Genomic DNA, 16,595 nt, shown 5'->3' with positions numbered 1-16,595 from the left:
GAGGGGAGGCAGCACGAGTAGTTGCTCTCGTTTGCATAAGACTTTTGCTGCAGGAGCCGCCTCGGCCTCAGGCGACGGACCATCCACCGTCCACCAGCAGGTTCGCGCCGGTGATCAGGCTCGCAGCCGGTGATGCAAGGAAGACTACGGCACCCACCACATCATCGGTTTCACCGATTCGACCGAGTGGAATGTGACCGAGCGTCGCTTTGCGATTGTCGGCATCGGATAGAAAAGGTGCTGTACCGTCGGTGTGAATGAACGTCGGCGATACGGTATTTACGGTGACATCGTAGCGTGCCCATTCGGCTGCAAGGCAGCGCGTGAGGTGATTGATTGCCGCCTTGCTCATGCAATAGATTGCCTCGCCACGCAGTGCCACGGTACCGGCCTGTGAGCTGATGTTGATGATCCGGCCCCCATTGCGCTTGATCATGTGACGGCCCACTGCCTGCGTCATCAGAAAGGTGCCCTTGATGTTGACATCGAGTATCTCGTCAAGGTCCTTCTCCTCAACGAGTTCCGCGAGATTACCCGGAGCCACGCCGACGTTGTTGACGAGAACGTCGATCCGACCGAACGTAGCAAGCGCCGCGTCGACGGCTTGTGCGATATGGGCCTTATTGGGAATGTCCAGTTCGACAGGGAGAACTTTTCGTCCCGCGCCCTCGATTTCGGCAACCAGGTCCGCCGAGGCTGCGACATCACGGACACCCAAAACAATATCGGAGCCTGCTGCGGCACAGGCAAGTGCGCAAGCCCTACCGATGCCACGGCTCGCTCCCGTCACCAAAGTCACCTTGCCCGCAAGGCTGAAGTCCGGCGCGTTCTTCTGCATCATGATGCCTCCCTCGATGAAGCTCATTTATGGCAGCGTCGGCGTGCGGATGCCAGATGTTCCGCGCATACCAATGAGCTTCCCCGGCGTCTCGGGCAGCCCGACCGTTGCTTGCCCCACGGATTGCGCCGACGCATCAGGGCTGCTTTGCCCATATCCGGCACAAGCTAATCGATCCGCTCCAGATCCCGCGCAAAGCGCTGCCAGTTGCCGACATGTTTCTTCGCGGACTGAGTGATCTTCGCGACCGCCTCGTCGTCCAGCGTGCGGATGGCCTTGGCGGCTGAGCCGACGATCAGGGAATTGTCGGGGAATTCCTTGCCTTCGGTGATGAGGGCATTGGCGCCGACGAGGCAGTTGCCGATCGTGCAGCGGCGTTCATGCCGATGCCGGCACGGGCAGCCCCAGGGCCGCCCGCATCGCTCTGACACGCTTCACATGTTGCTCATGCTTTTCATGGCTTTTTCCATGTGCATCTTGCATTCTTCCATCTTGTTGGCCTTCATGGAATCCTTGGCCATCATCATTTCCTTGGACGCCATTTCCTTTTTTGTCTTCATGGCAGGATCCTTCATGGCATCCATGTTGGCCTCCATTTTCATCATCGAAGCCTTGTCGCATTTCGCCGACATCATCGCGTCCTCTGCAAAGGCGGGCAGCGCGAAAGCCGCTGCCAGAACGATTGCTGCTACTGTGCCTTTCAACATGACCTTCTCCTCCTTGTGGGCGCCATTGCCCTTTGCAAGACTGTCGCGCGGCAAGACTGTCCGCAGGCACGGGTGCCTAGAGTGTTTCCGTTTTTCTTCGAATCACGGAAACACTCTATCTCTTTGTTTTCACGCAATTCCGGACGCAAAACCGCTACGCACTTTTGCTGGAATTGCTCTAGATTCCCGCGTACCACTCGTAGCCCCGGTCTTCCCAGAAGCCGCCCTTGCCGCCCCACAGGCCGGCGAAGCTGTCCTTCATCTCGATCCGCATCAGGTATTTGGCATGCTTGTAGCCAAGCTGGCGCTCGACGCGCAGGCGAAGCGGGGCGCCGTGGGCGACCTCCAGATCCTTGCCGTTCATCTGGTAGGCGAGGATTGTCTGCGGGTGGAAGGCGTCGATGAGATCTATGCTCTCGTAGTAGGTTCCGCTGCCGTCCAGCGTCTGTTCGAGCTGATCTGCGCAGTAGAAGACGGCATAGCGGGCCTCAGGCTTCAGCCCCACGCTCTGCAGGAGCGGTCCAAGGGGCGCGCCCGTCCACTTGCCGATGGCGCTCCAGCCCTCGACGCAGTCGTGACGGGTGATCTGGGTGCGTGACGGCAGCTTCTTCAGATCTGCGAGCGAAAGCTCGACGGGACGCTCTACCAACCCGTCAATCTTCAGTCGCCAGTCGGCGAAGCCGGTTGCCATCATCTGCGCATAGGCTTCGCTGTCTGGCTGGCTCGTACCGTTCGGCCGGAATGTCGGCGAGATATCGGCTTCGGAATATTCGCGCGCCAGCTTGTCCTTGGGAACGAGTAGCCGCTGGCTTTTCATCGTCAGCGTCTCGGCCATTTCGAGAACGGACTGGACATTGGAGTTCTGGACGACATCGTCGCAGCCGGTGAGGCCGAAAGCGCCGAGGCCGGCAGCCGATCCGATCAACAGGCGGCGGCGTGTGATGGAGAAGGTCATCGATCGTCCCTTTCGGTTTCGATCACGTAACGGCCCGTTATCATCGAGCGCATGTTGTTCCAGAGGCCGGACAGGATCACCATGGCGATATGCACGAAAACGAAGAGGACGATCGACCAGGCGCAGATGAAGTGGATCGACCGGGCCGTTTGCCTGCCGCCGAAGAGGTCGAGCAGGAAGGGATAGCCGGCATCCATGCCGGGTGACATGGTCAAGCCCGTTGCAAACATCAGCGGCAGCAGGATGAAGATGACGATCAGGTAGGCGAGCTTCTGCAGCACATTGTAATGCTTTGCCTTTTCACCTCTGGGGAAGCGCAGGCGCGCGTGGTCGGCGATCTCCTGCCCCAGATGGTGCGGCGAGATCTCTTCGCCGCTCGGCGCGAGATCGCGGCGGAAATGGCCTGACAGAAAGCCGATGAGCGCATAGATCGATCCGTTGATGACGAAGAGCCAGGCAAAGAACAGATGCCAGCGGCGGCCGGTTGCGAGATCCTGATAGCTCGGAATGGTGATCCAGGAAGGGAAGCCACGCTCGGTCGCGTCATCGCCCGTTCCCGAAACGCCGAGAATGCCTGTTGTCGTGATCTGCAGATTGCCGATGCGAAGCACGCCGCGCGTGCCGCCATCCTCATCGACGGCACTTATCGACAGCCAGGACGGATCTGCATCCGCACCGTACTGGCCCCAGTAAAGCGCCGGGTGGGCATTGAAAATCTGCAGCCCGCTCATCAAAAGAAGGCTGAGACAGAGAACGTTGATCCAGTGTGTCACGCGGGTCGCCAGCGAGTGCCGGCGGATGACTGTGGTCATCGGGCCTGTTGGAGTGGCCTGGCTGTGATCGTCGAGTGTTGCCATGATCGTTTTCGATGTCCGGTACCGTCACGCCCCTACAGCATGTACGTAGGCGAAGCGGGATTTGTTACAGGCGTCCCGAAGTTTTTTCTTTGCAGCCGGGAACCTGCCGGCGGGAAAGGCTGGCGGCGCGGCTTTCCGGACATCCGGCCGACGCCGTCACAAGTGCGTGAAGCTGTAACGAATGGCGTTCCACCTGCGAAGAAGAACGAGATGCAGATCATCAGGGAGCACCGCCATGAAACATTCAGTTGCGTTCAATCTTGCGATCATCGCAGCAGTCTTTGCTCTTGGTTCCACCGTTCAGGCCTCCGCTGGGCAGTCGCCTGCAGTCGTCGAACTGTTCACCAGCCAGGGCTGTTCCTCATGCCCTCCGGCCAATGCCAATCTCGTCAAGCTCAGCAACGATCCGAACGTGCTCGCCTTGAGCTTCTCGGTGACTTATTGGGACTATCTTGGATGGAAGGACATTTTCGGGAAGAAGGAATTCACCGACCGGCAGGTAACCTATGAGCCCGCACTCGGCCAATCCGGCCCTTTCACGCCGCAGATGGTGGTCAACGGCCACCAGTCGACCGTCGGCTATGATCTGAACGAGATCTGGCGCGTGATCGCGTCCGAGCCCGCGCCGTCCGGCCCCGGGATCGCGCTAGCCCGGAACGTGGCTGTCATCGACGCTGCGAAGGGCCGGACCGCCGCTGCCGACGTGTGGCTCGTCCGCTATGCTCCGGGCACCGTGCAGGTTCCGGTCGCCAGAGGCGAGAATGCCGGCGAGACATTGCCGCACGCCCATGTCGTGCACGAGTTGACGCGTCTCGGCACCTGGGACGGCAAAATGTTGAAGCTGCCGATCCCGGCCGCAGCTGGCGACCTGAAGAGCGCCATCATCGTCCAGGAGCCGAAAGGCGGCAGGATTCTCGCCGCAACGACCGACTGAAAACCGGCTCACTGCCTGATCCTCCCGCGGTCGCCTGCGATCCCGCGGTCGACGGTAGTCGATCCGCCCGCGGTCGATTTTCAATCGATCCGCTCGAGATCCCGTGCGAAGCGCTGCCAGTTACCGACATATTTCTTCGCGGATTGGGTGATCTTGGCGACCGCCTCATCGTCCAAGGTGCGGATCGCCTTGGCGGGCGAGCCGACGATCAGGGAGTTGTCGGGGAATTCCTTGCCTTCGGTGATGAGCGCATTGGCGCCGACGAGGCAATTGTTACCGATCCTGGCGCCGTTCAGGATCGTGGCGCCCATGCCGACAAGGGAGTTGTTGCCGATCGTGCAGCCATGGATGATGGCGTGGTGCCCGATGGTGCAATCCTCGCCGATCGTAGTTGGGAAGCCGGGGTCTGTGTGGACCATGACGCCTTCCTGCAGGTTGGTGGCCTTGCCGATCACGATGGGTTCGTTGTCGCCGCGCAGCACTGCGCCGAACCAGATGCCGACCTCTTCGGCAAGCTCGACATGGCCGATCACATGCGCGTCGGGGCCGATCCAGAAGGTGCCGTGGGGTGGCAGTTTTGGTTTCAGGCCTCCGAGCGCGTAGATCGCCATTTCCGTCTCCTCAGACCACTTTCAGCGACAGTGTCGCGATGCCGTCGACGCCGCAGGAGATGCTGTCGCCCTTGTTGATGGCGGCGACACCCGCCGGCGTGCCGGTCATGATGACATCGCCGGGGGCGAGAACGAAGAGTTTCGAAAGCTCTGCAATGATTTCCGGGACTTTCCAGATCATCTGGTTTAAGTCGCCATCCTGCTTTTTGACGCCATTCACCTCCAGCCAGACACGGCCGTTGGCGGGATGGCCGAGGCGGCTTGCCGGGACGAGGGACGAGACTGGGGCGGAATATTCGAAGGCCTTGGCGAGCTCCCAGGGGCGGCCGAGCTTCTTGGCTTCGGCCTGCAGGTCGCGGCGGGTGAAATCGATGCCGACGCCGTAGCCATAGATGCAGTCGAGCGCCTTTTCGGCTGAAATATCGGCGCCGCCGGCCTTCAGGGCCAGCACGCATTCGACCTCGAAATGCACGTCATTCGACAGCGGCGGATAGGGGAAATCCTTGCCGGCGAAGAGATTGTCGGCATTCTTCTGGAAGAAGAAGGGCGGCTCGCGGTTCGGATCATGGCCCATTTCGATGGCGTGATCCGCATAATTGCGGCCGACGCAATAGACGCGGCGGACCGGGAAGGCCTCGGCGCTGCCTTCGACGGGCAGGAGAACCGGCTGTGGCAGGGGGATGACAGTGGCGGGAAGGGACATGGCGGGACTTCTTGGCTGATTGATCTGGCGAGTCTGGCGACATCGTAAAGCATGTCGCGCAAAACCGCTCCACACTTTTGCTGGAATTGCTTTATGGGGCCGCGTCGTCCTGCGCGAGGTTGCTGCGCATCAATGCGTAATAGGCCGAAAGCTCCGGAATGGCTTTCGACAGGGTTTCGAAGGCCGCATCGGAGACGGTGAGCCGGCCCGCATATCTGGCTTCGAGGAAGGCGTTGTGATCGGGGAGCACCGCGCGGTGCGAGCCGTAGAGCACGGTGAAGACAGGCGAGGGGACGGTGCGGCCCTTGACGATGATGCGGTCTAGCTCGACCACGGTGTAACGCTCGCTGACGAGGCGGGCGGTTTCCTCGCCGAGCAGCAGGGCGACGCCGTAATTCTTCGAAGCACCTTCCAGACGAGATGCGAGATTGACGCTGTCGCCGAGGCAGGAATAGTCGAAGCGGCGGGTGGAGCCCATATTGCCGACGATGCAGTCGCCGGTGTTGATGCCGACGCCCATTTTGAGGATATGCAGCGGCCGGCCGGTGGCGGCGGCTTCGCGCTCCAGTTCGCGGTTCAGTGTCGCGATCGCATCCTGCATGGCAATCGAGGCCTTGACCGCATGCAGGGCATGATCGGGGTCATCGAGCGGCGCATTCCAGAAGGCCATGATGCAATCGCCCATATATTTGTCGATCGTGCCGCCGTGATCCATGACCACATCCGATAGCGGCGTCAGCAGGCGGTTGATCAGCGCCGTCAGCTGCTCGGGATCGTCCTTCATGGTTTCGGCAATGGTGGTGAAGCCGCGCACATCCGAAAACAGGACCGAGAGCGTGCGCCGCTCGCCGCCGAGCTTCAGCTGCGAGGGATCGTTCGACAGGCGCTTGACGAGATCGGGCGAGATATATTGGGCGAAGGCCAGTGTGATCTGGCGCTTCTGGCGGCGCTCCTCGGTATAATCGAAGGCGGCCTGGCCGAAGGCGACGGCCACGAAGGCAACGGTCGGCCCAAGCGGCGAGACGAAGACATGGCCGAAGCGGATGCCGGCATAGCTCGCTGCCGCAAAGGCGAGCACGGCGGCGGCGGTCGCGACCAGCGTGCGCCAGCTCGTGGACTTCCAGACCGTTATCGCGGCCAGAATGACTGATATGAGGATGCAGATTGCGACCGGCAGCAGGCCGGCTTCTGATATCGCCAGACCGTGGACGATATTGTCGTAGATAGTGGCCTGCACCTCGACGCCGGAGATCAGCTTGCCGGTGTGCACGGTGTAGGGCGTGGCATAGGCATCGGCGCCGCCCTGATCGATCTCGGGGGCGTTCTGCAGGCTGAGGCCGACCAATACGACGCGACCCTTGAAGATATCGGGCGGCAGGAAATTCTTCGGGTCGAGCGCTTGATAGTAGGAAACGGTGGGATAGCTGCGGGCCGGGCCGAAGGACTGGATGAGGGAGCCTGCCGGCAGATGCAGCGCCTTGATGCCCGCAGCCTTGGCGAGCTCCATGGCAAAGCCATCCTCATAGGATGGAATATTGCGGAAGATGCCGTCGCCATTCAGGGTAATGGAGGCGATGCCGGTGCGCGCGCCGGCATCCGTCATCTGCGGCAGCGGCGTGGTGCGCAGCAGCTGGTCGGCCTGGGGCGTCTTGATCAACGTTTCATCGCCGGCGAGCACGACATCGGGGCCGACGGCAGCGGTGATGGCCTCATCGTTTTCTGCCGTCGAAGGCTCGGCCATGATGATATCGAGCGCTATGGCTCTTGCGCCGGCAGCGCGCAGCTGTTTGACGAGCTCGGCATGCAGGCTGCGCGGCCAGGGCCACTGGGCGTTGATATCGGCAAGCGCCGGTTCGTCGATCGCCACGATGATCGGGCCATCGGCCGGCGGTGTTGGGTCATCGACCGTCGAGAGATAGTCGAAGGTGCGCAGCTCCGTCAGCGTCCAGGCGGGCAGGCGCGAGATCAGCGAAATGGTGATCAGCGTGACCAGCGCCAGCACGAGAAGACGGATGCCGCGGCTCGAGAAGGGCCAGCCGGGCGGGCGCTGCGACGAGCGCGTCTCGATCGGGCGCTCTGCCTGAAGCCGTTGCAGGGCGGCCGGGCGCGCCATCATCAGAAGCGGATCTTCAGGCTGCCCTTGAAGGCGCGGCCCCAGCCGGGCACGCCGGGGGTGATCTCGAAGTCCTCGTCGAGGAGGTTGTAGGCTGCGGCTTCGAGCGCGATGCGCTTGTCGAAGGGCTCCCAGATCAGATGCGCGTCGAGGCTCCAGTAATCGTCGAGCTTGGTGCCGAGATCATCGCCATCGCGTTCGCCGATATAGTTGGCGGCGAGCGTCGCCTTGACCTTGGCCTCGTTGACCCAAGTCAGTGCGATCTGGCCGGAATTCGTCGGAATATAGGGCAGGTTGCCGCCGAAGTTCGGCTCCAACGGGTCCTTGTTCTCGGAATCCATGTAGGCATAGGTGGCGGAAAGGCCGAAGCCGTTGCCGAGCGCGAGGTTGGCGGTGACGGCGGCACGATCGATGCTGCCGCGCGACAGCGGCAGGCTGTCGACCGCCGGAAGCGCGATCAACGGCAGGTCGATCGAGAAATCATGCAGTTCCTGATGCTGGTATTCGACCGAGGTAAAGAACTTGTCGGTCCATTCGGCATCCCACTCCAGCGCCACCGTATCGGCATAACCGTCAAAGCCGAGCGAATATTGATTGGCCTGCAGGCCGAGGATACCGACCGGCGCCAGTGTCGGAACGCCTGTATCCAGGCTCTGGCGCATGAAGGCTGCGCGCAGCCAGTGGTTTTGGACCGGCGTCCAGGCAAGGCCGAAGCGCGGCTCCAGCCGGCTGACATCGACGCCATCGCCTTCGAGCCGTGTGCCGAAAAGCGCATATTCGCCCTTCAGATCCGGCGTGATCTCGTGCAGGACATCGACATAGGCGCGGCCGATATTGACGCGGTTGCTCGCTTCATCGGGGCCAACAGTCACTTCATCGACAAACCCCGGCACGAGGGTGTCGAGATGGAAGAAGCTTTCGTTCCTGGCATCGATCCAGCCGCCCTCAATGCCATATCGCCATGTCAGCGTATCGTCGCCGATGCTGTGGCTGATTGCGGCAATATAGGTCTTGGATGACGTTTCCTGGTTTGCTTCTGCGAACGGAAACAGATCGGGCGGCGGAGCGCCGGTGATGGAGGAGGCGTCAAAGGTAAGATCATAAGCTATTTTTGCCTTGCTCTCGGAATAGAGGAGCGCGGCGTTGAGCACGTTCCTGTAGCCGAAAGTGTGGCTCCAGCCGATGCCGGCATTTGTCGTTTCGGCTTCGTCGTAGCGGTTTCTGTAAAGCGGCAAATCCTCTGTCGGGATCGGAATCCCGAGCGGAATGAAGAGTTCGTCGTTCAGGCGGTCGGTTAGCGCAGTGCTGGTCGTCAACGCGTTCAGGGGGCCGTAGCTCTTGGCGTGATTGACGAAGCTGACGACTCGGTCATCTGGCGTCAGCGTCGCCGTCAGGTAGGCGTTGCCCGTCAGAAGTTTCTTTTCCAGCTTGAACCCGCCGAAATCGCGGTAGTCACCGTCGAGCGCCAGCTCTTCCCATGTCAGGTTGCCGAAGAAACTGATCGGGATCGTCTCGTTAGAAAATCCCTGTATTTCTGCCTCGCCGGTGCGGCGAGTGTGGCCGTCGACGCTGTTGATACCGCCGCCGACGGAGCCTTCGATGAAGGGCGTGCGCAGGATATTTGCCGAGCGCGAGCGGCCGGAGAGCATATGCGGATCGAGCAGAAGGCCCTGGAAGAGCGAGGAGAAGCTCGACGTATTGGCGCGGTACTGGCTGACGCTGTCATCGCTGAAGCTGGTGGCGTTGACGAAGGGGAAGATGCTGCCCTTGATCGACTGGTCGGTATAGCCGGTGCCTTCGAAGGGGTTGAAGACGGCATCGCCATAGTAGCGGCCCCAGGCATCCAGGCCCTGCAGGCGGAAGGCGTTGTTCAGCGTCGAGCCGGCATCCTCATTGGCGCCGAGGCCGATATAATCGCCGCCTCGGGCGCGCGAGCGGCGCAGGAATTCCTGGGCATTCCTGATCGCGCCATCGGCATTGTAGTCGTCGATATCGACGGCGGTGCGGAAGGAGGAGATGACTGGATCGTTCTTGTCCAGTCGGTCGGCATTGTCGAGCGCCTGGTTGAAGGGCAGGCGGTCGCCCTTTTCGTAATGGGCGGCGGCAAGCATCAGCTGCGATTGCGAATGGGCCGGATTGGCTGTGCTGGCGGCAAGCAGGTCTTCCAGCGCCTTGTCGCGCTCGCCTGTCTGCAGGTAGTAGCGACCCCGGGCAAGAAGCGCGATATCGAAGGAGGGATCGACGGCGAGCGCGGTATCGATCTCGCGCTTGGCTTCCTTCATGCGCGACTGGTCGAGATAGAGGATCGCGAGATTCGCATGCGGCACGGGATCCTGCGGATCGAGTTCGATCGCCTTCAGGAATGCCTTTTCGGCTTCGCCATGGGCATCGCGGGCGCTCTGCAGCAGGCCCATGGAATTGAGCGAGCCGGAAGCGCCAGGCGCAAGTTCGATGGCGCGGTTCAGGTCTGCGAGCGCACCCTTGATATCGCTCTCATAGGCAGCCTTATAGCCGGCACGGGCGGCAAGGCCGATCGGATGATCGGGATCGAGCGCCAGCGAGCGATCGGCCGCTTCCTTCATCTGCACCCGGTCATCGATGAGCTGGGCAAGCTGGGCGCGCATCGCCGGCAGGGTGGGATCATTGGGATAGCGCTTTTCCGCCTGCCTGATGATCTCGATGGCGGCACGCGGATTCTGCAGGAAACCCACCGTATAGGCCTGCATGATGGCGCCATAGACGCCGACGGAGGCCGCCGGCGGCTGCTCGACATGGGCGGGGTCGGCGAGCGAGCGGGCGAAATAGCCGCCATATTGCGCCATGTTGCGTCTATCGGCATCGAGATGCGGCGCGGCCTTTTCAAAAAGCCTGGCAGCATCGGCGTAGCGCTTTTCGGAGCCAGCGATGGTCGCCTCGATCAGGTCGACGCGCGCCTGCTGGGCGACGGTCAGCTTGCGGCCGCGCAACGCCTGCAACGTTGCAGCTGCAACCTGCCGTCCGTCAAAGGCGCTCTGCAACTCTGCGAGCGTCAGCCAGTCTTCCGTCGTGCGCCGCTCGGGCGGCAGCGCCATCACGCGGCGGCGTTCGGACGCCATGCGGCCAGCCGGCAGCGGCGAAGTGGGCATCAGCCCGAAGCCATCGCGCAGGTTCAGATAGAAAAGCATCTGTTCGCGATCGTCAGGCGTGACGATGACGAGCTTGCGGGGCGCCTGGCCGATGGTGGCCACAGCCCCTTCGCCTTCGTTGACATCGACGCTGCCCTGCGGGTTCGTGAGCGAGACGCGGCCTTCGAGCACGATCATCGAGGTCTTGGCGCCCTCGACGGTCATGGTCCAGTCCGTGCCGCGGATAGCGGCCGCGGCGGCGGGGGTTTCGACCGTCAGGCCCTGACCGCCGCGCTGCGCGCGGGCCCAGATCGTGCCGGACTGCAGGTTGAGGATCGTGTCGCCGGTCTGCGACATCTTCTTGACCTGCAGCGCGGAATTGCGGCCGAGGCGGATCTGTGTGTGATCGGAAAAGAGAATGGCGAGCTGGCCGGTGGCATTGGTGCGCAGCACGTCTCCATCCAGGAGGTCCTGGTTGAGGTCGACGACGCGCCAGTTGCTGACATCGACGAAGCGTACTTCCTCGCCGGTCTTGCGGGCGATGACCGAGCCTGCAACCGGGGTGGGGCGCTGCAGCGGCTCGGCTGCAACCGGAAATGAAAGTAATGTTGACATGAGCGCAAGAGATGTACTTGCGCACAGAAAAGACCTCAGCCCCGACATTTCAGATACCCCCGCATCTTTTCCCCCTTTGGCCAACCGCGGTGTAAAAGTCAAGCTGACTGCACATGTGTTCTTGCTTTCGTAAGCAAGTGTATTATTAGGGAAACACTATTGCGGGGTGGGATTTCCTTTGAGCGAGTTTGAAAATTTTGCGGAGCTGCCCTCCAGCTCTCCGTCGACAGAGGATATTGGCTCGGAATATTTCGACCATATCAAGAAAATCAACGACATATTCTATGATCAGATCAAAATATCGGATCAGAAGGCCGCTTATATCTTTACTTTCATGCTCGCCTTTCTTGTGAGCTCCGTCGAAGTAAGGGCAGTCTTCACCTGGGCGCGCTATGCGCAGGGCACCCCGCAGGCCATTCTCTTCTCCGGGCTCCTGGCCGCAGCCTCGGTCTTTTCGATTCTGTCGGCCATCCTCGTGGTACTGCCGCGGCGGCTCGACAAATCCACATCGATGTTCTGGGGGGCATGGCCCAGACATCGCGATACCTTCTTCGAGGCGGCGATCCGGCGTGACGAGCGCTATCTCTTCGACCAGTATGTGGAAAATGCCGACATTCTCTCGCACATCGCCCGGAGCAAATACCGGTTCGTGACGATTGCCTTTCGGGGGCTGATGGTGACGGTCGTGGCTTATGTGTTGTTGCTGGTGGCAGCCTGAGTCCAAGGTCCGGTTTGCCGTCGCTGCCAGCATCACTTCAGCTTTTGGCAAAGTCCGCCGCGGTGAGGGGAACAGGCTTATAGCCGTTGATGTCGGCGATATCGTATTCCTGGCCGAGCTCGGCCGCGACCAGGACTTTTCCGGATTTCGACACCAGCGCCGGGTCTCGCCAAAGTCCCGATATGACGTGGCCGATGAATTGCGGTGACTCGGAATTGGACAGGTCGAAATATTCGGCGTTCTGCATCACGGCTTCGGTGCGCACCAGGCCGGGATAGAGCGCGACAGCGGCGACATGGTGCGGGCGCAGATCATGCGCGAAGTCTGCAGCCATCTTGTCGGCAGCAGCCTTGGCCATCCCATAGATCGCGTTGCCATCGTAGAATTGCCCTGCCCAGAATGAGATATTGACGATCAGGCCGCGCTGCGCCGAGATCATGAGAGGTGCGACTGCACGCGACATCATGAAAGCCGCCCTCAGCGCGGTGCCCATCATCGCGTCCCACCGCCAGAGGGGCTGCTCCCAGAAGGCGCGGGGCCAAGTAAAATCGCCATCCTCAACCATGTTTTCATAGCCGGGCCATGCATTGTTCACCAGAATATCCAGCCTGTTGCCGGCTCTGATCTCTTCGGCCACGCGCTCGGTCTCAGTGTCCTTGCTGTGGTCGCACTGATGAATAAGAACGCGCCCGGGCAGGTTCGCAGCCTCGAGCTCGAGCCCTTCCAGCGATCCCGCGCGTATGCCTTCAAGGCTCGCCTCGGAACGCGTCCTGCCGGTAACGTGCACCGTGGCTCCCTCGGCGAGCAGGGCAAGCGCAATCCCGCGGCCGACACCGCGGCTTGCACCCGTTACCAACGCGATGACATCTTTCATGTTGGCTAACCTCCTATACAGTGGCTGTTTTCAGGCGCGGCTGGTGAGCGCGCATTTGGACTGCGGTATATCTGGGGGCCTGGCAAAGTACGGCGCCGCCGTGTGATTGTGCATCAAACATTGAGTGCGGCAAACCGCCTACAGTTTTCTTTCCAAGTAGCGTGGCACGATTTCGCTCATTGGCGTTTGCCAGATCGTAGACGAAGCGTCTGTTCCCGGTACTTCGTCGGCAAGCTAGGACCGATCGCACGGAAGCGTTGCCGCCCTAGCTTTTTTTCATTGTGAACGGTCGAAAGACTTCAGGTTTAGCCGCAAGCTCCTCAACGACGGTATCCACAAAAGCGCGGACCTTCGGCAGAAGCTGTCGGTTGGAGGGCCAGAGGAGGGAGAGGGAGCCGAATTGTGCCATGCATGAGGTGAGAACGGGAACCAGGCTGCCGTCTTCGATCCGAGGTCGTGCCACATAGACCGGCAAGTGAACCAATCCCATATCATCCAGAGCTGCTTGCAGTGCGGCATCCGAATTGTTGATTGTCAGGCCCCGCGGTAACATGAAACGGTCGTGAGCGGGCGCGAAAGCCCACGGTGCGATCCGGCCGCTGGACGGGTATTTGAAGTGGATGCATGCGTGTCGCGCGAGGTCGTTTGGCGTTTCGGGCTGTCCATGACGACCAAGATATCTGGGGCTTCCGCAAATCACGAAATGCTGCTCGCCCAAAGGCCGTGCGATCAGCCCTGAATCAGCCAGGTCGCCGCTGCGGATAGCAACATCAATTCCTTCTGTGACCAGATCGACGACGTGGTCCTCAAAATCGATATCCAACTCGATTTCCGGAAATTTCGCTGCGAAAGCCGGCAGAATGGGCATTAAAAGATGATGGCCCACAATGTGGGGAACGCTGACCCGGAGGCGGCCTCTCGGCCGTTCCCTGCTTTGAACGATGGTCGCTTCGGCATCGTTCAAGTCGTTGATGATGTGCTTGCAGCGTTCGTAAAAAAGAGCCCCTTCCTCCGTCAGACTGACGCTTCGGGTCGTGCGATTGAATAGACGTACGCCCAGATGGCCCTCGAGGCGCACGATCGCCTTTGCAATCGCGGACGGCGAAATGCCGATAATGCGGGCCGCAGCCACGTAGTTTTGTTGCTCAGCAGCGTAAATGAAAGCTGCGATGCTCGTGAGGCTTTTCATCTGTACCTGCATTGAGGAAATTTTGTCCGTTGAGAAATGAAATGCTCCCCAATTGATCGATATTCAAGAAAAAATATCATGCACGTCAACGACGTACCGACCAGGTGATGGTTTTGCGGGAACGCAACAGCAAAACGGAAACTCAAATGAGTGTGGCAACAGTTGAAGTCGGAAAAGCCGGATCGTGGTCCTCCCTTGCGGTTCTTTTGACGGGATGTTTTCTGACTATTCTCGACCTTTTCATCGTCAACGTGGCATTGCCTGACATTCAGCGCGAGCTTCACGCTTCAAACGCGGAACTACAGCTCATAATGGTGGCTTATGATGTTCCGTTTGGCGCAATGCTCCTGAATGGCGCGCGTTTGGGGGATCTCTTCGGACGTCGTCGCCTATTTCTTTTTGGCATGGCGACCTTCGCACTTGGTTCCCTATTGTGTGCCCTTGCACCATCTCCATGGCTGCTTATCGGCTCACGTGTGATCCAGGGCATCGGAGCGGCGCTTATGATGCCGCAGATCTATGCATCGGTGCGGCTCCTTTTCGAGGGCGATGCTCGCCGGCGAGCCTTCGCGATAATGGGAGCCGTGCAAGGCGTGGCAGGCGCGGCATCGCAGGTTATCGGAGGGTATCTGATAGCAATGGACGTCGGCGATCTTGGCTGGCGTCTTGTCTTCCTGGTCAATCTGCCGGTGGCGCTCTATGCGCTGGTCGCGGGACGGTGGATGATCGTTGAAACGAAAGAAGCCTTGTCGAGCAAGTTGGATATCGGAGGCGCGGCTCTGGGAGCTTCGGCACTCAGTCTGTTCCTGTTCCCGTTGATGGTCGGGCGTGAACATCACTGGCCCTGGTGGGCGATTGTCGGACCTTTCATGTCGCTGCCTCTGTTCGTTTATTTCGCCTGGTATGAGATCCAGCTGGCCAGAAAAGGCGGCGTCCCGGTCATTGATATTTCGCTCTTCACAAGGAATGGATTTACATTGGGAATTATCACGGCCTTCCTGTTTTTCTCCACGATCAGCTCCTTCTCGCTGTCCTTGACGATATTTTTGCAGGTCGGTCTCGGACGAAGCGCCCTTGAGGCTGGCGCAATTTTCGTTCCGTCAACGGTCGCCTTCTTTGCCGGTTCCCTTTTGTCGGAGTCCGTCGCGAAGAGATTGGGCCATTGGGCCGTGTTTCTCGGCATGCTCGTCTACACGATTGGTTTGCTCTTCTCGGTCACTGTCGGTTTTGACGGCGGGGATGACACTCTCATGCTGGGCATTTCGCTGATCCTCAACGGGTTGGGCCAAGGCATCGTAATCCCGCTTTTCCTCAATTTTATCCTTTCGACCGTGTCGAACGGCGAGGCCGGCATGGCATCCGGAGCCTATAGCACCATGCAAACAGCCGGCGCTGCCTTTGGAATTGCTATCGTCGGAAACATCTTTTTCAGTGTTCTGGACAGCGTTGGCATGATGCCTGGTTCGGCCCTTACGTCTCTGGAGCAGTTCGGATACGCCTTTGCGGTCGCGACGATTTACAATCTGATCGCCGTGATCCTCAGTCTTGTTCTTTTCGCGTGGCTTCAAAGCACATTGTCTCGTCAGGCATCCCCTCTGCATTCGAGCGAGTAACCGGTCATTGGAACTCCTCGCACGGCGGCATGGAGCCCAATGAACAGCGCTGGTGAAGTGGAGACATTCGTTGGATGAAGCGGCGGCGACCGGTTGGCCGCCGCCTGTCCGGTCTAGCGCGTTGCCTTCAGCTGGAGGCGAGAGACGCCTGCGGCCAGATTCACGCCAGTTCCGGTTTCGCCGCTAAGCGGCTGCAATGCGAAATTCTTCGAATTTCCGCCCACCAGGGCATTTGCCCCGAGGCCGACGCCAACGGACGCGCTGGCCGATGCGCCGACATAGGTGCCGGCGAGAGCGCCATCGCCGACGCGCGTGGGCGCGGTGTTGAGGACGATCCAGCTGAGATAGGATTTGCCCGTGACACCGACATCGAGACCGAGCTTGCCGATCGTGCCTGTATAATGCTCGACCTTGCCGGTGTTCTGCTTGAAGCTGCAGTCGATTGCCTTGCTCGAGCCGACGATCATGCCGACGCCGCCGGCGACTTCGCAGGAAAGGGTCCCGAGACGTTGCCTCGGCTCATTTACGACCTGCTGGGCGGCATGTTTCGGTTGCTTGTGCTGGCTCGCGGCCTCGGCCACGGGTACGAAACCGAGGGAAGCGGCAGCGGCCAGGATGACGAGATTCTTCATGAGTGTTTCCTTCCATACTCTTTTGGGGGACCGTGATAAACGCGTTCAACCCCACTTCGTTCAAACGTCGAAAGGAAACGGACCGGGCTGCAAGCCCGATCGGTCGGCAAATGGTTGCTCTAATGGTTCGGA

Annotated in this window: 14 protein-coding genes and 1 pseudogene; 3 read left to right on the top strand and 12 right to left on the bottom strand. The window is 60.3% G+C overall.

The genetic code is table 11. The features are described 5' to 3' along the window. Positions 1-67 precede the first annotated feature (67 nt). From AB8B33_RS12900 to AB8B33_RS12880, 5 genes and pseudogenes are all read right to left on the bottom strand, one after another. Positions 68-838 (bottom strand): glucose 1-dehydrogenase, encoded by a 771-nt coding sequence (locus tag AB8B33_RS12900; protein ID WP_113323959.1) that lies wholly within the window; start codon positions 836-838, stop codon positions 68-70. A 167-nt stretch (positions 839-1,005) separates the two neighbouring features. Next, positions 1,006-1,197 (bottom strand): annotated as a pseudogene (locus tag AB8B33_RS12895) (gamma carbonic anhydrase family protein); the annotation flags it as partial. 75 nt (positions 1,198-1,272) lie between these two features. Beyond that, on the bottom strand, positions 1,273-1,545 hold the full coding sequence (locus AB8B33_RS12890) for a hypothetical protein (RefSeq protein ID WP_113323958.1): 273 nt from the start codon (positions 1,543-1,545) through the stop codon (positions 1,273-1,275). 178 nt (positions 1,546-1,723) lie between these two features. Then, positions 1,724-2,500: a molybdopterin-binding protein gene (locus AB8B33_RS12885; RefSeq protein ID WP_439015673.1), complete on the bottom strand. Its 777-nt coding sequence runs from the start codon at positions 2,498-2,500 to the stop codon at positions 1,724-1,726. Continuing rightward, positions 2,497-3,357 carry a cytochrome b/b6 domain-containing protein gene (locus AB8B33_RS12880; protein WP_113323933.1) on the bottom strand — a complete coding sequence of 287 codons (861 nt, stop codon included), beginning with the start codon at positions 3,355-3,357 and terminating at the stop codon, positions 2,497-2,499. Before AB8B33_RS12880 ends, AB8B33_RS12885 begins: the two co-directional genes overlap by 4 nt. Positions 3,358-3,592: 235 nt before the next feature. Here AB8B33_RS12880 and AB8B33_RS12875 point away from each other — a divergent pair, with 235 nt between their 5' ends. Next, a complete protein-coding gene (locus AB8B33_RS12875; RefSeq protein ID WP_310386632.1) occupies positions 3,593-4,291 on the top strand; it encodes a DUF1223 domain-containing protein in 699 nt (232 codons plus the stop codon). A gap of 80 nt (positions 4,292-4,371) precedes the next feature. On the opposite strand, the gene AB8B33_RS12870 is transcribed toward AB8B33_RS12875, so the two are convergent. From AB8B33_RS12870 to AB8B33_RS12855, 4 genes are all read right to left on the bottom strand, one after another. After that, a complete protein-coding gene (locus AB8B33_RS12870; protein WP_439015672.1) occupies positions 4,372-4,902 on the bottom strand; it encodes a gamma carbonic anhydrase family protein in 531 nt (176 codons plus the stop codon). A gap of 10 nt (positions 4,903-4,912) precedes the next feature. Beyond that, a complete protein-coding gene (locus tag AB8B33_RS12865; RefSeq protein WP_439015671.1) occupies positions 4,913-5,605 on the bottom strand; it encodes a fumarylacetoacetate hydrolase family protein in 693 nt (230 codons plus the stop codon). A gap of 91 nt (positions 5,606-5,696) precedes the next feature. Next, a complete protein-coding gene (locus tag AB8B33_RS12860) occupies positions 5,697-7,721 on the bottom strand; it encodes a CHASE2 domain-containing protein (protein WP_439015670.1) in 2,025 nt (674 codons plus the stop codon). Further along, positions 7,721-11,437 (bottom strand): FecR domain-containing protein, encoded by a 3,717-nt coding sequence (locus tag AB8B33_RS12855; protein WP_439015669.1) that lies wholly within the window; start codon positions 11,435-11,437, stop codon positions 7,721-7,723. Before AB8B33_RS12855 ends, AB8B33_RS12860 begins: the two co-directional genes overlap by 1 nt. Positions 11,438-11,615: 178 nt before the next feature. Between AB8B33_RS12855 and AB8B33_RS12850 the strand changes: the two genes are divergently transcribed. After that, positions 11,616-12,155, top strand: coding sequence for a Pycsar system effector family protein (locus tag AB8B33_RS12850; protein WP_113325328.1), 540 nt, complete (start codon positions 11,616-11,618; stop codon positions 12,153-12,155). A gap of 37 nt (positions 12,156-12,192) precedes the next feature. On the opposite strand, the gene AB8B33_RS12845 is transcribed toward AB8B33_RS12850, so the two are convergent. Continuing rightward, the gene (locus AB8B33_RS12845) at positions 12,193-13,029 is read right to left on the bottom strand and encodes an SDR family NAD(P)-dependent oxidoreductase (RefSeq protein WP_439015668.1); all 837 of its coding nucleotides are present in this window, start codon (positions 13,027-13,029) and stop codon (positions 12,193-12,195) included. A gap of 265 nt (positions 13,030-13,294) precedes the next feature. Further along, positions 13,295-14,218 carry a LysR family transcriptional regulator gene (locus AB8B33_RS12840; protein ID WP_439015667.1) on the bottom strand — a complete coding sequence of 308 codons (924 nt, stop codon included), beginning with the start codon at positions 14,216-14,218 and terminating at the stop codon, positions 13,295-13,297. 146 nt (positions 14,219-14,364) lie between these two features. On the opposite strand from AB8B33_RS12840, the gene AB8B33_RS12835 reads away from it, so the two are divergent. Further along, positions 14,365-15,831 carry an MFS transporter gene (locus AB8B33_RS12835; RefSeq protein WP_439015666.1) on the top strand — a complete coding sequence of 489 codons (1,467 nt, stop codon included), beginning with the start codon at positions 14,365-14,367 and terminating at the stop codon, positions 15,829-15,831. 113 nt (positions 15,832-15,944) lie between these two features. Here AB8B33_RS12835 and AB8B33_RS12830 read toward each other — a convergent pair whose 3' ends face one another. Beyond that, positions 15,945-16,463: a DUF992 domain-containing protein gene (locus AB8B33_RS12830; RefSeq protein ID WP_439015665.1), complete on the bottom strand. Its 519-nt coding sequence runs from the start codon at positions 16,461-16,463 to the stop codon at positions 15,945-15,947. Positions 16,464-16,595 lie beyond the last annotated feature (132 nt).

This window comes from Rhizobium sp. 768_B6_N1_8 (assembly GCF_051811225.1).
Lineage (GTDB): Bacteria > Pseudomonadota > Alphaproteobacteria > Rhizobiales > Rhizobiaceae > Rhizobium.
This window is presented reverse-complemented; position numbering and strand designations above follow the sequence as displayed.

Coding starts and splice junctions, on each gene's coding strand:
- AB8B33_RS12890 (WP_113323958.1), bottom strand. CDS start 1,545: ATGTTGAAAGGCACAGTAGCAGCAATCGTTCTGGCAGCGGCTTTCGCG.
- AB8B33_RS12865 (WP_439015671.1), bottom strand. CDS start 5,605: ATGTCCCTTCCCGCCACTGTCATCCCCCTGCCACAGCCGGTTCTCCTG.
- AB8B33_RS12860 (WP_439015670.1), bottom strand. CDS start 7,721: ATGATGGCGCGCCCGGCCGCCCTGCAACGGCTTCAGGCAGAGCGCCCG.
- AB8B33_RS12885 (WP_439015673.1), bottom strand. CDS start 2,500: ATGACCTTCTCCATCACACGCCGCCGCCTGTTGATCGGATCGGCTGCC.
- AB8B33_RS12870 (WP_439015672.1), bottom strand. CDS start 4,902: ATGGCGATCTACGCGCTCGGAGGCCTGAAACCAAAACTGCCACCCCAC.
- AB8B33_RS12875 (WP_310386632.1), top strand. CDS start 3,593: ATGAAACATTCAGTTGCGTTCAATCTTGCGATCATCGCAGCAGTCTTT.
- AB8B33_RS12880 (WP_113323933.1), bottom strand. CDS start 3,357: ATGGCAACACTCGACGATCACAGCCAGGCCACTCCAACAGGCCCGATG.
- AB8B33_RS12900 (WP_113323959.1), bottom strand. CDS start 838: ATGCAGAAGAACGCGCCGGACTTCAGCCTTGCGGGCAAGGTGACTTTG.
- AB8B33_RS12845 (WP_439015668.1), bottom strand. CDS start 13,029: ATGAAAGATGTCATCGCGTTGGTAACGGGTGCAAGCCGCGGTGTCGGC.
- AB8B33_RS12855 (WP_439015669.1), bottom strand. CDS start 11,437: ATGTCAACATTACTTTCATTTCCGGTTGCAGCCGAGCCGCTGCAGCGC.
- AB8B33_RS12835 (WP_439015666.1), top strand. CDS start 14,365: ATGAGTGTGGCAACAGTTGAAGTCGGAAAAGCCGGATCGTGGTCCTCC.
- AB8B33_RS12830 (WP_439015665.1), bottom strand. CDS start 16,463: ATGAAGAATCTCGTCATCCTGGCCGCTGCCGCTTCCCTCGGTTTCGTA.
- AB8B33_RS12840 (WP_439015667.1), bottom strand. CDS start 14,218: ATGAAAAGCCTCACGAGCATCGCAGCTTTCATTTACGCTGCTGAGCAA.